The organism is Methylocystis rosea (assembly GCF_003855495.1).
Taxonomy (GTDB): domain Bacteria; phylum Pseudomonadota; class Alphaproteobacteria; order Rhizobiales; family Beijerinckiaceae; genus Methylocystis; species Methylocystis rosea_A.
In genome coordinates this window covers 1871582-1885950 of the sequence record NZ_CP034086.1, presented here as the reverse complement: position 1 = coordinate 1885950, position 14369 = coordinate 1871582, and the positions used below count along the sequence as shown (strand labels likewise).

The window sequence follows — 14369 nt, the reverse complement described above, 5'->3', positions numbered from 1 at the left end:
CGTGCGTATGCGTATGGGTCTGAGCTTCGTCCTCATCTGCGTCGCGACATTGTCCGCTCAAGACCTCCGCGCGCAGGATATGCTGCAAGGCGTCGATCTTGCGCAGCCGGCTTATTCCAAGGCTGAATTGACGCGCGCCGATGTCGAAGCGGCGCTGCAGCATCGCGAGAGCGGACATAAGATCGATCTTTCGGAAAAAAGCCTCAACGGCCTCGATCTTTCCGGACTCGATCTGCGCGGCGTCGACTTTCACGCCGCCCGCATGAATAAGACCACGCTCGCCGGCGCACGGCTCGACGACGCGATCCTCGATCAGGCCTGGCTGATCGAAGCCGACCTCACCGGCGCATCGCTGAAGGGGGCGCACGCTTTCGCTTCGCAGATGCAGCGTATAAAGGCCGACGGCGCAGACTTCGCGCATGCGCGTCTTGCCGGCGATCTGACCGGCGCATCGGCGCGCGGCGCCAATTTCAGCGAGGCGGATCTCTCCGCCGACATGAAGAACCAGTCGATGGGATTGATGCGTGCGGTGCTGCGCTCGGCCGTGCTCGAAGGCGCGCGTTTTTACAAGGCCAATCTCGCGAGCGCCGACCTGCGCTTCGCGCGCGCCGCGGGCGCGGATTTTTCGCAGGCGAATCTGAAGGGCGCCGACGCCGCCGGCGCGGATTTTACCGGCGCAAACTGGACCGGCGCCAGGACTGACGGTCTTGATCTCGATTCGGCGCAAATCGACGTCGCCGCCGTGGCCGCGCTCGCAGGCGCGCAGAACATCGATCGCGCCCGCGTGAAATGACGCGCGACGTTATCCGCATCGGCGTCGATCTCGGCGGCACCAAGATCGAGGCGATCGCGCTCGACGCGGCCGGCGAGACGCTGGTGCGTCGCCGCGTCGCGACGCCGGCGGATGATTATGCGGCGATCATCGACGCCGTCGCGACCCTCGTGAATGATATCGAATCGAATATCGGGCGGCGTGGCGTCGTGGGCGTCGGCGCGCCTGGCGCGATCTCGACGCATACCGGCCTCGTGAAAAACTCCAACACGGCCGTCGTCAACGGCAAGCCGCTCGACGTCGATCTCGCGCAGGCGCTCGGACGCCCGGTGCGGGTCGCCAATGACGCCAATTGTTTCGCGCTGTCGGAGGCGATTGACGGCGCCGGCCGCGGCGCCGGAGTGGTGTTCGGCGTCATCCTTGGCACGGGCGTTGGCGGCGGCGTCATCGTCAACGGAAAGATCCTCGAGGGGCGCAATCGCGTCGCTGGGGAATGGGGCCATACGCCGCTGCCGTGGATGACTCTGGAGGAATATCCCGGGAGCCCCTGCTTTTGCGGGCACAGCGGCTGCGTCGAGACGTTTCTTTGCGGCGCTGGCCTTTCGCGCGACTATGAGAAGCGCTCCGGTGAGCGCCGCCTTGCAAGCGATATCGCTGCGCTGGCGGAAGCCGGCGACTACGCTGCGCGCGCAAGCCTCGACTGCTATCAGGATCGTCTGGCGCGGGCGCTCGCCGTAGTCGTCGATCTCATCGATCCTGACGTCATCGTGCTCGGCGGCGGACTTTCCAACATCGCGCGCCTCTATGAGGGACTCGCGGCGCGCGCGGGGAAGAACGCCGTCACCGACGCCTTCGATACGAAAATCTTGCCGAATGCGCATGGCGACTCGGGCGGCGTGCGCGGCGCCGCATGGCTATGGGGCGCCGGCGAGACAGGTTGAGCGGGCCGATCGCCCTGGGCGCGGCTCAGGCGCCGTTCCCTCCGGCCTCGCGCCGGTGTATGCGGAAGGCATCGCGGCGGCTGCGGCGAGCGTGAGAGGGAGTTTGCGATGGGCGCCGCCGGAGATCAGCAGAATCACGGGAAGAAACCTTGCGCCCATCTGGCTTTTCTTGCCTCTGGCGCGCCGGAGGCGGAGGACTCGCGCCAGCGCCTGATTGAAAAATACGGCGACTGCCCGCCTGAGGAGGCCGATTGCATCGTCGCGCTGGGGGGCGACGGCCTCATGCTTCGCACGCTGCATCGGTTCATGGACGCCGGCAAGCCGATCTACGGCATGAATCGCGGCTCGGTCGGCTTTCTGATGAACCAGTATCGCGAGACGGGGCTGCGCAAGCGGATCGCCGAGTCCAAGCCTTCCATCATTCACCCTTTGCTGATGCATGCCGTCAATGTGCGCGGCGACGAGTTTTCGGCGCACGCCATCAATGAGGTGTCGCTGTTGCGCCAGACCTCGCAGATCGCCAAGCTGCGCATTCTGGTCAACGGCCAGGAGCGCCTGCCGGAGCTCGTCACCGACGGCGTGCTGGTGTCGACGCCCGCCGGCTCAACCGCCTATAATCTTTCCGCCAATGGTCCGATCCTGCCGCTGGATGCGCCGCTGATGGCCTTGACGCCGATCTCCGCCTTCCGCCCGCGCCGCTGGCATGGCGCTTTGCTGCCCGACCTCGCCAAGGTGCGGATCGAGGTCCTCGAAGCGGCGAAGCGGCCCGTCTCCGTCGTCGCCGATCATGACGAATTCCGCGACCTTGCTTATGTGGACGTTGTGATGGACCACGCCACCAGTCTGATCCTGCTCCACGATGCGGGCCATTCGCTGGAAGAACGCATCCTGCGCGAGCAGTTCGGATACTAAGGACAATGACTGAATCAGCGATCAAACCCTTCCGCCGCCACGTCTTCGTCTGCGTCAACACGCGCGACGGCCGATCCGCCTGCGAGGACCACGGCGCGAGGGAGGCGCTGGCGAAGGTGAAGGAAGCGCTCAAGGCGCTGCCCTTCGCCAAGCGCGACGGCGTGCGCCTGTCGCAGTCGGGATGCCTCGGCCAATGCGAGCACGGTCCTGTCGCGGTCGTCTATCCTGGCGGGAAATGGATCAGCTACTCGTCGGCCGACGAGCTGATCCGCTTCGTTCTGGAGGCGATCGAGGCCCCGGACTGATCAGCGGCCGGGCTGGGCGTGCTAGAAGGGATCCGACGTCTCCCGGAACAAGCCCAGCTCGCATGCGCTCCTGTTTGATCCTTGAGTCCGACGCCAGCGATGAGGATGTCGCGGCGGCGCTCGATTGCGGAGCCGATGCGCTCCTGTTGCGGCTCGGCCCCTGCGTGGAAGACGCGGCGCGACGCAGCGCCCGCGCGCGCGCCTGCGCGCTGATCAATGAGGCGCGAGGCAAGGGGTGGTCGCGAGGCAAGAGCGCGGCGCCGAAACTCTTCGTGGAAGTCGCGCCGCTCGTGAACGAACTCATCGAGGCCGACCTCGACGCGCTGTTCGGTCCGGGACCGGACGGCGTCTTTCTGCCATCCTGCGACGGCGCCGCGAGCTTGCAGCGCGTTTCGGTGAAGCTCGCCGTGCGCGAGGCGCAAGCCGGCCTCGCCGACGGCGCGACCAGGATCGGCGCCTTCGCCGGGGGCGATCCCGCCGCCGCGTTGGCGTTGCGTTCACTTGCGGGCGCGTCGCCGCGTCTCGCGGCCCTGGCATTTGACGAAGCCGGGCTGCGGGCGGCGCTGGGCCTCGCCTGCGGCGACGGGGCCGCTGTCCAAATGGCGCGCGGGGCTGTCGTGCTTGCGGCGGCTTCGGCCGGCGTTCCGGCGCTCGCGGCGCCCGTGCGAACCGGGGAAGAGGCTGCCTATGCGGCGGCGCGCCGCGACGGTTTTCGGGGGGCGATGGCGCTTTTTCCCGGAGAGATCGCTGCCATCCACGAGGTCTTCCCGGCGGGCCAGAATCGACAAAGACCGCAATCCTCGGCATAGACAGGTCGATGAAAAAAGTCCGATTGGACGCGCTTGGCCGGGCCGCCGCAGCGGCGCTCGCCGGCGCAGCGCTGCTCCCCGAGCCGACGCAAGCGCAGCAACAGCCGCCGCGCCGTCCCCATCCGCCGCATAGCGCCGGCGAAGCGGCCGGACCCACCGCGCCGCCGACCGAAAGACGAGCAGCGCTGCGGCTAAGCGCGACGCTTGCAGCCAATGACCAGCAGCCGGTCCACTCGGGCCTCGTTTGGCGTGTCTTCGAGGAGAGCGCCCAGCCGGACGGATCGCACAAGCTTGTTGCGCAATCGGAAGAGGCGACTCCGACGCTGCCGCTGCCGGACGGTTCCTATATCGTCCATGCCGCCTATGGGCTTGCCGGCGTCACGCGCCGCGTCGCCATAGAGGGCGGCAATGTTTCCGAGCGGATCGTTCTGAACGCCGGCGGGCTCAAGCTCATCGATAAGCTGGGGGACGCGCAAATTCCCGCGCAACGGCTGTCAATTTCGATCTATGTGCCGGAACGCGGCAATTCCGAAGCGAAGCTCATTCTCGCCAACGCCAACTCCGATGAAGTGATCTGCCTCCCCGAGGGCGCCTATCACGTCGTCTCCACTTTGCTCGACACGGGGCAGGGCGCTCAGGGCGGGACGAACCAGACCAACTCCGTGGTTACGGCGGATTTGAAAATCCCGGCCGGAAAGCTGATCGAGGCGACCCTGCGCCATCGCGCGGCGACCATGACCTTGAAACTCGTCAAGCAGCCGGGCGGCGAGGCGCTCGCCAATACGAGCTTCTCGGTGCTCACGCCGGGCGGCGACGTCATCCGCGAGATGATCGGCGCCTTCCCTTCCCTCGTTTTGGCCGAAGGCGAATATGTCGCCATCGCGCGCCACGAGGGCAAAACCTATCAGGGCACTTTCCGCGTGCAGTCGACCAAGGATTCGGACGTCGAAATTCTCATGCGCGATCAGCCGCGCAATCACGCAAACGACGAACCTCCACAATAAAAAGCCGCCCGGCGGACCGGGCGGCTTGCTTCGGATGCTCTTGAAAACCGCGCTTTAGAGGAGCGTGAAGGGAATGATCACGTCCATATTGAACATGCCCTGGTTTGAGCTCAGGCCGTTGCGGCTGAAGAACGGCGTGGTGCCATTGACGGTCGTGTCCCAACGCAGCTCCGGCCGGATGATCAGGCCGGTGATGAATGGCATCTTTGGCAGTTCCGGGGTGATCGTCATACCGAGCGTGAAGGCGAGATAGCTCGTGCCGGAATAGAGCGGCCTGTTTGCGTATAGGCCCGTTCCCAGGTTCTGGTTGATGCAGGACGGACACCAGAAGCCGTGCGCCAGATTGACCGCGTCGTAATAGCCCGGATAGGCGCTGACGAAGAAGTTGTTGTTGTCGCGATAGAATTCGGCGCGCCCGTTGAGCTTGAAGATATCGTTGATCTTATAGGAGAAATATTGCGCGATGCCGAAGGCGCGCGCGCCCATCGGATAGGCCGGCGCCGTTCCCCAGAAGGCGCCATTGCCGCCCAAGCCGCCGACGATGGCGTTGGCCGCGCCCCAAGCCTTTTGCGGCAGGCCGAACGAGCTATTGTTCCAGCCGCTTTCCAGCATGAAGCTGATGTCGGTGATGAACGTCAGATTCTCGGTCGCCTTCCAGGTCGTCGTGAGGTTGTTGAACGAACGGATCGCCGTGTTGACGTCGCACGCGCAGAGGCCAGGGGCGCCGAAGCCGCCCTGGTTGACGGGCCAGCCCGCCGTCAGGACGTTTGGCCAACCGGTCGCTGTGAAGGGGAAGCCGTTGGCGAAACCGACGGGCCAGCCCACGCCGAGCGGATCGGTCTGCCTCTGGTTCTCGGGACCGGTATGGGTGATCGCCATAATGGTCAGATTGCCGTCGAGCAGGTTGAAGCCGAAACCGCCGTGGAAGGACGCAGCGGCGTTGTTGTCCCCAGGCCACCCGAGGCTCGTGTTCACGCCGCTGGTCACGCCGGTATAAACGTCGAGCCAGGGCTTGACGTGGGTGGTGACCATCGCGCCGGTGTGAATAAACGGACCGAAGTTGAAGATGTAGGAGTGGCTGTAGAACAGATTGTCTTTCGCCGGGATCACTTCCGCGCCGTTGTAGGTGGCGAACATGCCTACCTTGACGTCGACGCCGCCTTCGCTGATCGGGCTAATCCAGGGAAGATGCGCCTGGACGTTGGCCTCGATCGGTCCGATCTGCGTGCGCGAGGCGATCGCATAATCGAGAACGCCGAGGTAGTGATTGTAGCGCATGTCCTCGCCGATCATGCCCTGAAACTTGAAGCCGAAGTCATAGCCTACGGCCTTCGGATCGAGCGGACGCTGCACGGTCAGGAGGGCGCCGTTGAACGTCGGCCAGTTGGCGCGGTCCGTGTAGAGGTGGCCCCAGTTCAGCTTGTTGAACGGCTGATTGAAGTTGAGCGCAATGCCGCCTTCGACGTAGCCGTCGATGGTCAGCGTGTCGAGCCATCCCGGCGTCGGCGCCACGGCCGGACCCTTGACGATCATCCGGCCTTTTTTGACGGGCTTGGCCGCGGACGGAGGCGCGGGTTGATTCTCTTCGATGAGAGTCGGGTCGACCTCCATCAATTTCGACTGAGCATAAGCAGCGCTCGTGACGCTGGTTGCTAGCGAGAGTGCAGCGACGGTCGAAAGATAGGGCCACTTCATAGCTGGGAACTCCGTCTGGGAGGCGAGATCTGATTGATATCACTCGTGCGCCGAGTTCCGTTCAAGCCCAACGTCCGCGCACCTGCTTAATTGTTAAGCAAAAAACGCCCTGACGAATAATTGTTCTAATTAGTGTGGCGGCAATGTCACAATTTTCGATGGTTCCAAGGCGGTCGATGCTGGTTTCGCAAGCGCCTCTCGTCGTTAAAAAGGTGACAAATGTTCGTTTCTTGACGAATCACGATCGCTTCCGTCCAGATCGAGGCTTGCCTCTCTTCAGGCGCCGCCCTCTTTAGTAAGCGTGGCAATAGGCTGGCGCGCAGGGCGCGACGGCGCGGAACAGGAGCGAGCGACATGACGGAAGAGGGGCGCAGTCAACCCGAGGGCCCCGACTTCACGCAGGGAGTCGCTCCGGCCGAGATTTCCGAAGGCTGCCCGTTGCTTGGTCATGTGGCCGGCGAGGACGCCGTGATGGCGCGACAGGGGAATGCGTTCTTCGTAATCGGCGCTCATTGCACGCATTATCACGGGCCCTTGGCCGAGGGCCTCGTGGTCGGCGGCTCGATCCGGTGTCCCTGGCACCATGCCTGTTTCAGCCTGCGCAGCGGCCGCGCGTTGCGCGCGCCAGCCTTTGATCCGCTGCCGCGCTGGCGGGTCGAGCAGGTCGATGGAAGGGTGTTTGCGCGCGAAAGGCTGCCGGACCCGGCGCGCCCTGAGCGTAAGGGCGCCGCCGAGCCGCGCGGAGTCGTCATCGTCGGCGGCGGCGCCGCGGGCTTCGCCGCTGCGCAGATGCTCAGGGCGGAGGGTTATGACGGCATTCTGGAGCTGATCAGCGCCGATTTGGCCGAACCCTACGATCGGCCCAATCTCTCGAAGGACTATTTGGCCGGAACAGCGCAGGCGGACTGGCTGCCGTTGCGCGACCCAGCCTGGTATCGAGACAATGGCGTGCAGCTACGTCTCGGGCAGCGCGTCGAGTCGCTCGATCCGGCGGGCAAGCGGCTGACGCTCGCTGACGGGGCGGCGCTGTCTTACGACGCGTTGCTTCTCTCGACGGGCGCTTTTCCCGTAAAGCTGCCGACGCCGGGAGCCGAACGGAGCCACGTCCATTATCTGCGCTCGCTCGCCGACGCCGACCGTCTCATCGCGGCCTGCGCCGGGGTCCGCCGCGTGGCCGTGATCGGCGCGAGCTTCATCGGCCTTGAGGTGGCGGCGTCGCTGCGCGCCCGCGGTCTCGACGTGCGCGTCATTGCGCCCGAGGAGATACCGATGGCGCGCATTCTCGGACCCGAAATCGGCGCGCATGTGAGAACCCTCCACGAGAGCCACGGCGTCATCTTCCACCTCGGGGACACGGCGACGGAAATCGGCGAACGCACGCTCACATTGAAAAGCGGCGCAACCTTGGACGCCGATCTCGTGGTCATCGGCGTCGGCGTGAAGCCGGATCTTTCGCTCGCCCAATCCGCCGGGCTCGCGGTGGACCGCGGCGTGCTCGTCGACGAATATCTGCAAACAAGCGCGCCCGATATTTACGCCGCCGGCGACATCGCCAGCTGGCCCGACAAGATCACGGGGGAGCGGATACGCGTCGAACATTGGGTGGTCGCTGAGCGTCAGGGCCAAACAGCCGCGCGCAACATTCTTGGTCGCAAGGAAAAGTTCGACGCCGCGCCCTTCTTTTGGAGCCAGCATTACGACGAGGCGATTTCCTATATCGGAAACGCCGCGTCGTGGGACCGGCTGGAGATGTCGGGCGATCCGGCCGCCGCCGACTGCGCCGTTTCCTACTTCAAAGGCGACCGGCTGCTGGCCGTCGCGACGATCGGTCGCGACCTCGACAATCTGCGCGCCGAAGTCGCTTTTGAAGCGCGCATCGGCGCCGAGCCGCCGGAATCGATCGAATAGGGTTCGAGCTATTCGAAGCGTCCGGAGGCGTGGCTGAGCATGGTGTAGACCTTGCCGGCGTCGCCCGTCAGCAGGTCGAGCGCTTTCGAGCCGTCGTGGTCGCCGCGGCTTGTCTCGATGAGCAGATCCTCGAAGTGCTGGATGTAGCGATCGGCGGTCGCGCGAAACGCCTGATCGACGCGATAGCGGCGACGAATTTCCTCGAAGGTCTGATGGCCTTGCGCGGTGTAGAGACGGCGACCGAAAAGTCCGCCCTTCTCGCCGCGCTGATAGCGGCGCCATAGCTCCGCCACGGCGGCGTTGTCGACCATGCGCGCAATGTCGAGCGTCAGGCTGTCGAGGGCGCCCGCCGTCGCCAAGGACCGCGCCTGGCGCGGCGGTTGCGGCGCGGCGTCGTCGAAGGAGGCGCGCGCAAGCAGGTTGCTCAGCCAGCCGCCTTGCGGCTCGCGTGTCGGCTCCGCTGCGCGATTCTGCGCGACGCGCGGCGCTGCGTGCTCGGCGCGCTTCGCCTGATCCACAACTGGCTGACGGAGCGGAGGCGCGCTTTGTTCGGCGATGTCATAGACGCGGCCCGAACGCGCCACGATGTCGGTGAGCTCGTTCAGCGCCTTCACCTGATCGCCGACGACCCGCCGCAGCGCCGCCGCCTGCTCGGCGGTTTCGCGCGGAATTTCAGTCGCGCCGCGGCGCACCTCTTCGCGGGTCTCCTCGATCTCGCGATGAATGTTGCGCGCGAGACCGCGAAGCTCGTCTGTCGCGGCGTCGAATTTCGAGCGCGCGTCGCCGAAGAGACGGGTGATCTCTTCATTGGCTTCCGAGAAGGCGGCGCGCAGCGCCTCCGACGTCTGCTCGCGTTCGCCTTCCGCAGCGGCCCGCACCGCCGCAAAGCGCGTGTCGATCAAATCGGCGGTTTGCCGGGAGGTTTCGCTCAGCTCTCCTCCAAGGTCGCGCGACCGCGCTTCGATGGAGCGGAACGAATGATCCATCAGCTCGCTGAATCTTGTCATGGCGCTTTCCATCTCGGCGCCGCGGCCTTCGATGAGCCGCACCAAGTCTTCGAGCGAACGGCGGCGGGCGGCCATCACGGCGTCGAGCGCCTCCTGGCTTTGGGCCAGTTTTTCCGCGCTCTGCGCCAGCGTGTGCTGTCGTTCGTCCAGCGCCGCGACGATGGCGTTGGCGTCTTGCATCGTTCCGCCGGCCACTGCGCTGATATGTTCAACTTGCGTCGAAGCCTCGTTGAGCGCGCCATGGAACTCGGCGAGGCGTCTGCCGAGTTCATGTTCGAGCGTGACCAGATTCCCGCCGGTCTTGTCGATGACCGCATGGAGCGAGGCATTTGTCTCGCCGAGCGTGTCGAGCAGGGTGGGCAGCTCGGCGCGGATCTTTTCGTTTGTCTCCAGCAGCGCCGCAATCGAGGTCTGCGCGCTGGTCTCCAGCGTCAGCGCCAGCGCCTCGCGGGAGGCGTCCAGCGCGTTCGTCAGCTCGTCGCGCTTGTCGCCGAGGCGCGAGACAAGGGCGGCGCTGCTATTTTCAACGGCGGTCGCCACGAGATCGCCGATCGTCGTCAATTCCTGGGCGACGGCTCCGCCACGCGCGTCGAGCACGGTCTGCATTTGCGTGAGGCGCTCATCCAGCGCGCCGCTGATCTCCGCGACGCGTTCGGCGAGCGACTGGCCGAGATCGCCGGTGCGCGCATGAAGCGTCGTATCGAATTCGCGCCGCGCGACGGCCAGAACGTCTTTGATGTCCTGCAGACGGGCGCCGATCGTGTCCACGACCAGTCGGCCTCCTTCGTCGATTTCCGAAGAGACGGCGCCGAGCCGGCTGATCACATTGTTCTCGAGCAGCGCGATGCGCCCGTCGAGGGTCGTTTCCAGCTCCTTCGCGTGTCCGCCCAGCGCTTCGTTGATTTCCTCTGTTCTGGAGGCGATCGTATGGGCAAGTTCGCTCGAGCGCGACAGCAGCACCCAGTCGACGTCTTTGATCTTCGCGTCGAGCGTTTGCATGACTTGGCGCCCGCCGTCTTCCATCACCCGCGCGACTTCAGCCGCGTGTTTGGAGAGCGCTTCCTGCAGCATCTGGCCGCCAACGCCCAGGCCCGCGTCAACGCGCCCGACCAGTTCGTCGATGCGGTCCGCCGCCTCCATCGTTCTGGCGTTGGCGACGTTCTCGAAGGCTTCGATCTTGTTCGACATCGTCGATGCGATGTCGATCGCGCGCGCGCCGAGCTTTTCGACCAGATGGCCGCCTTTGCTCTCGATCGCGCCATCGATTTCGGCCAGTCTCGCGTCGATCTCATCAGCGAAATGGCGAGAATTGTCGCCGATCCGGGCGTTGTAATGGTCGACTTGCGCCGAGAGCCTTTCGACAAGCGCGCCGCCCTGCAGGCGGATGGTCTCGTCGAGCGACTGCAGCTGGTCGTCGATCCGATGCGTGATCTCTTGCGCCTGCGCGTCGAGTCGCGCGGCCGCGTCCATCGTCCGCGTCGTCAGATTGTCGACAAGCTGCGTTCCCTTGCCGCCGATCACGTCCTCGACGACAGCGAAACGCTGCGTGAGTTCGGCGCTGAGGCGTTCGGCCTGCGCGCCGACCCGGTCGGCGAGTTCGCCGCCGTCGCGAAGCAGCGCATTCTCGAATTGGGTGAGCTGTTCGCCGAGCGTGACTGCGATGCGCTCGCCATGATCGGCCAGCGAGGCCACGACGTCTTTGCTTTCTGATAGGACGCCGTTCTCGAAGGCGCCGAATCGATCGTTCACCAATTCATGCAGCCGCTCGCCCTGCGTGGCGATCGCCAGAACGGCGTCGCTCGCCGTATTGGCGAAACGCTCATGCATCGTGGCGGCGTTTTCGGCGAGAGCCGAGGAGGCGTCCGCGACGCTTTGGCGAAGCTTGTCGCGCAACGCCGCGCCGTGGGTCTCGAATTCCTGCAGCGCTAGTTCGCGCGTCGTCTCCATGGTTTTGGCGACGAGCATTCCCGCCGTCTCGAGCGCGTTGAGCCGCTCGTCGAGCAATTGGTCGACGCGCATCGCATGTTCGCCGACGACGGACGCCACGCTTTCACTGTGACGCTTAACGGCGTCTTCGAAGGAGCCGAGCTTTTCGGCGAGGTCGACTTCGGCGCTACCGGCGTGCTCCGCCAGGCGCTGCGCGATCTCGTCGCCCTGGCGCACGAGCACGTTTTCGATCGCTTCAAGACTCTGAGCGACAGCGTCGCTGACCTGTCCGCTGTTGCGGGCGAGGCTGTCTTCGAAGGCGACGAGTTTGTCGCCAAGTTCTGCGGCGGCGCGCTCGGTGCGGGCCGCGACCCGGGCCGCCAAATCTTCGCCCTGGCGCGCAACGACGTCTTCGAACGTCGATAGGCCCTGCGAAAAGGCCACCGTGGCGCGTTCGCCATGTTCGCTGACGCGCTGGGTGATTTCTGCGCTGTGACGCTCGACGGCTTCTCCGAAAGCGGCGAGCTGCGCCGAGAGGGTCGATGCGGCGCGTTCTCCACGCTCGCCGACGCGCTCGGCAATTTCATCGCCATGGCGGCTGATGGAGTCCTCAAAGGCGGTGAGTTGCGCCGAGAGCGTCGATGTTGCGCGTTCGCCTTGCTCGCCCACACGCTGCGCGATCTGTTCTCCGTGGCGCGTGACGGCGTCTTCAAACGAGGCCAGCTCAGCCGCGAGCGTCGACGTCGCCCGTTCGCCATGTTCGCTGACGCGCTGCGCGATTTCCTCGCTGTGGCGCGCAACCGTGTCCTCAAAGGCGGCGAGCTGGGTTGCAAGTGTGGACGTTGCGCGTCCGCCATGTTCGGTTACGCGCGTCGCGACGTGGTCGCTGTGCTGCGTGACTGCTTCCTCGAATGCGGCGAGCTGAGCCGACAGTGTCGCCGTCGCGCGCTCGCTCTGTTCGCTGACTCGTTCGGCGATTTCGCCGCTGCGGCTATTGACCGACTCTTCGAATGCGGCGAGCTGCGTGGAGAGCGCCGACGTTGCGCGCGCGCTGTGTTCGCCGACGCTCTGCGCAAGTTCCTCACTGCGCAGCGCAACCACCGTTTCGAAGGCGGCGAGCTGCGTCGCGACGGTCGTCGCGGCCTTCTCGCTGTGTTCGGCGACGCGCGAGACGACGTCCTCGCCGTGGCGCGCGAACGTGTCTTCGAAGGCGGCGAGACCGTCCGAAATGACGGAGCTGACACGGTCGCCATGTTCAGCGACGCGCATGGCCGCTTCCGCGCTGTTGCGCACCACGGCGTCTTCGAAGGCGGCAAGCCGCTCGGCGAGAGTGGTCTCGATCTGCAGCCCTCGTTCGGCGATCCGTTCCGCCACTTCGCCGCCGCGGCCGAGCACGGTCTGTTCGAAGGCCTGGAAGTTGTCGGCGAGCGTTTCATTGACTCGGTCGCCATGCTCCCCGATCGCCGACACCGCATCGCTGGCGGCGGCGACAAAACGCGCCTGCACGGCGTCGACCTGTTCGACAAGCGCCGTTGAACTCTGGTTCAGGCTGCGCGAGATTGATTCATGAAGCGCTTGTCCGCGCAGCTCGAATTCATTCTGCGCCTTCTGATGCGTGTCTTCGAGCAGGCCGACGATTCGGGTTTCCGCCGTTTCGAGTGTCGCTTTGGCGTTTTCGACATGTTCGGCGACGCGCGTCGTGAGCCGTTCCTGGGTCTCGGCGAGCGAGCGCTCAAAGGCTCCGCCCTGCGTCTCGATTGTTTCGCGAAGCGCCCCGCCGGTCTCCGTGAGCTGCGCGACGATCCGCTCCCCCTGGCCGCCGATCGCTTCGGAAAAACTTGCGCCGAGCTCTTCGAATCGTTCGAGCACATCTTGGCCGCGCGCGCCGAAATCGCCGGCGATCGCTTCGCTCGCGGCTTCCAGCTTGCGGCCAACTTCCTCGACTCCGTCGGCGAAACGGCGGCTGACGTCCTCGCTCGCGCCGGTCACTTTCTGCGCGACTTCTTCGCCGGTCTGGGTGAGGGCGATCAGCACTCTTTCGCCGTGACTGGCCAAAGTCGATTCAAAGGCGTCGCCCGCTTCGTCCAGCGCGAGCCGGATCTCCTCGCCCTTGGAGCCGAGCGAGGAGGTGACGCGCGCTCCGGCCTGGCTCACCGCTTCGGCGAGATGGACCGAGGTCGTGGCGAGTTCCTGAGACAGCGTCTCGCGCGCGCCAAAGAGCGCCGTACGGGCGTTGTCGGCGTTGACGACAATCGCTTCGCGTTCGCGCGTCAGCTCGTCGATGAGAAGCCGAATGCGCCGTTCATTCTCGGTGTAGGAGCGTTCGAGGTTGGTCACCTCGGTGCGCACGATCACTTCAAGTTCGCCGGCCCTTGCCAGCGCGCGTTCGATGCCGTCTCCCATGGAGGCGGCTTCGCGCCGGATCGCCTGAGAGAGCGAGACGACTTGCTCGGTGGCGACCGTTTCCGGCTCGATCAGCCGAATGGCCACTTCGGTCATGGAGTTGGCGATGAGCCGCATCTCATGCGCGCGGCGCGCCATCAATCCCGTGAGGAAGAGAAAGACGAGAGGCGCGATCAGCGCGGCGAGCGTCAAAACCGGCTTCGGCGCGAGCGTCAACCCGTCGGCGTCGAGGATTTCGCCTTGATGGAAATAAACATACAGGGCCCAGCAGGCCGCCCACAGCCCCATGGAGGCGAAGGTGACCGCCATGATCGAGCGGTTGGGCTTGATCTGCAGCGCCTGCCGCAACTCGCCGACCGTGCGGCGGTCGTCGTTCGCGGGCGCAAGGGCGGGCGCCATCGCTCCGGGCTGCGGTTGGACGCGGCCTTGCTGCTCGCCGTAAGCCGAGGCCGGCCTTCTCTGGTCCCCGGCGTGCGCTTCTCCTCTCGGGCTCTGGGCCGGGCCGGACCGGTTGTTCGCCTCATCCGCAGCGCCTGCGGCGTCCGGCGGCGCGCCGATATCCAGCGCCTCCTCGATCGCCGACAGAGCGGCGGACGCCGCGTCCTGGATCTTTCCCGATGTCGCCATTCGCCCTCTCCAGCGGCGCAGACGCGTTTCGCCCGGCCGATTTCACGGCCCACCGCTCAG

General features: G+C 65.5%; 9 protein-coding genes. 7 read left to right on the top strand and 2 right to left on the bottom strand.

The genetic code is table 11. The features are described 5' to 3' along the window. Positions 1–13: 13 nt before the first annotated feature. From EHO51_RS09170 to EHO51_RS09145, 6 genes are all read left to right on the top strand, one after another. Positions 14–793 (top strand): pentapeptide repeat-containing protein, encoded by a 780-nt coding sequence (locus EHO51_RS09170; RefSeq protein WP_124740098.1) that lies wholly within the window; start codon positions 14–16, stop codon positions 791–793. Next, positions 790–1713 (top strand): ROK family protein, encoded by a 924-nt coding sequence (locus tag EHO51_RS09165; RefSeq protein WP_124738630.1) that lies wholly within the window; start codon positions 790–792, stop codon positions 1711–1713. Before EHO51_RS09170 ends, EHO51_RS09165 begins: the two co-directional genes overlap by 4 nt. A gap of 108 nt (positions 1714–1821) precedes the next feature. Continuing rightward, positions 1822–2625, top strand: coding sequence for an NAD kinase (locus tag EHO51_RS09160; protein WP_124738629.1), 804 nt, complete (start codon positions 1822–1824; stop codon positions 2623–2625). Positions 2626–2630: 5 nt separating this feature from the next. Then, positions 2631–2930: a (2Fe-2S) ferredoxin domain-containing protein gene (locus EHO51_RS09155; protein WP_124738628.1), complete on the top strand. Its 300-nt coding sequence runs from the start codon at positions 2631–2633 to the stop codon at positions 2928–2930. A gap of 74 nt (positions 2931–3004) precedes the next feature. Beyond that, the gene (locus tag EHO51_RS09150; RefSeq protein WP_245434532.1) at positions 3005–3739 is read left to right on the top strand and encodes an aldolase/citrate lyase family protein; all 735 of its coding nucleotides are present in this window, start codon (positions 3005–3007) and stop codon (positions 3737–3739) included. 8 nt (positions 3740–3747) lie between these two features. After that, positions 3748–4743, top strand: coding sequence for a hypothetical protein (locus tag EHO51_RS09145; RefSeq protein WP_124738626.1), 996 nt, complete (start codon positions 3748–3750; stop codon positions 4741–4743). 54 nt (positions 4744–4797) lie between these two features. On the opposite strand, the gene EHO51_RS09140 is transcribed toward EHO51_RS09145, so the two are convergent. Beyond that, on the bottom strand, positions 4798–6438 hold the full coding sequence (locus EHO51_RS09140; RefSeq protein ID WP_245434531.1) for an outer membrane beta-barrel protein: 1641 nt from the start codon (positions 6436–6438) through the stop codon (positions 4798–4800). A 354-nt stretch (positions 6439–6792) separates the two neighbouring features. Between EHO51_RS09140 and EHO51_RS09135 the strand changes: the two genes are divergently transcribed. Continuing rightward, positions 6793–8346, top strand: coding sequence for an FAD-dependent oxidoreductase (locus tag EHO51_RS09135; RefSeq protein ID WP_124738625.1), 1554 nt, complete (start codon positions 6793–6795; stop codon positions 8344–8346). A gap of 8 nt (positions 8347–8354) precedes the next feature. On the opposite strand, the gene EHO51_RS09130 is transcribed toward EHO51_RS09135, so the two are convergent. Next, positions 8355–14309: an apolipoprotein acyltransferase gene (locus EHO51_RS09130; protein WP_124738624.1), complete on the bottom strand. Its 5955-nt coding sequence runs from the start codon at positions 14307–14309 to the stop codon at positions 8355–8357. Between the last annotated feature and the right edge of the window lie 60 nt (positions 14310–14369).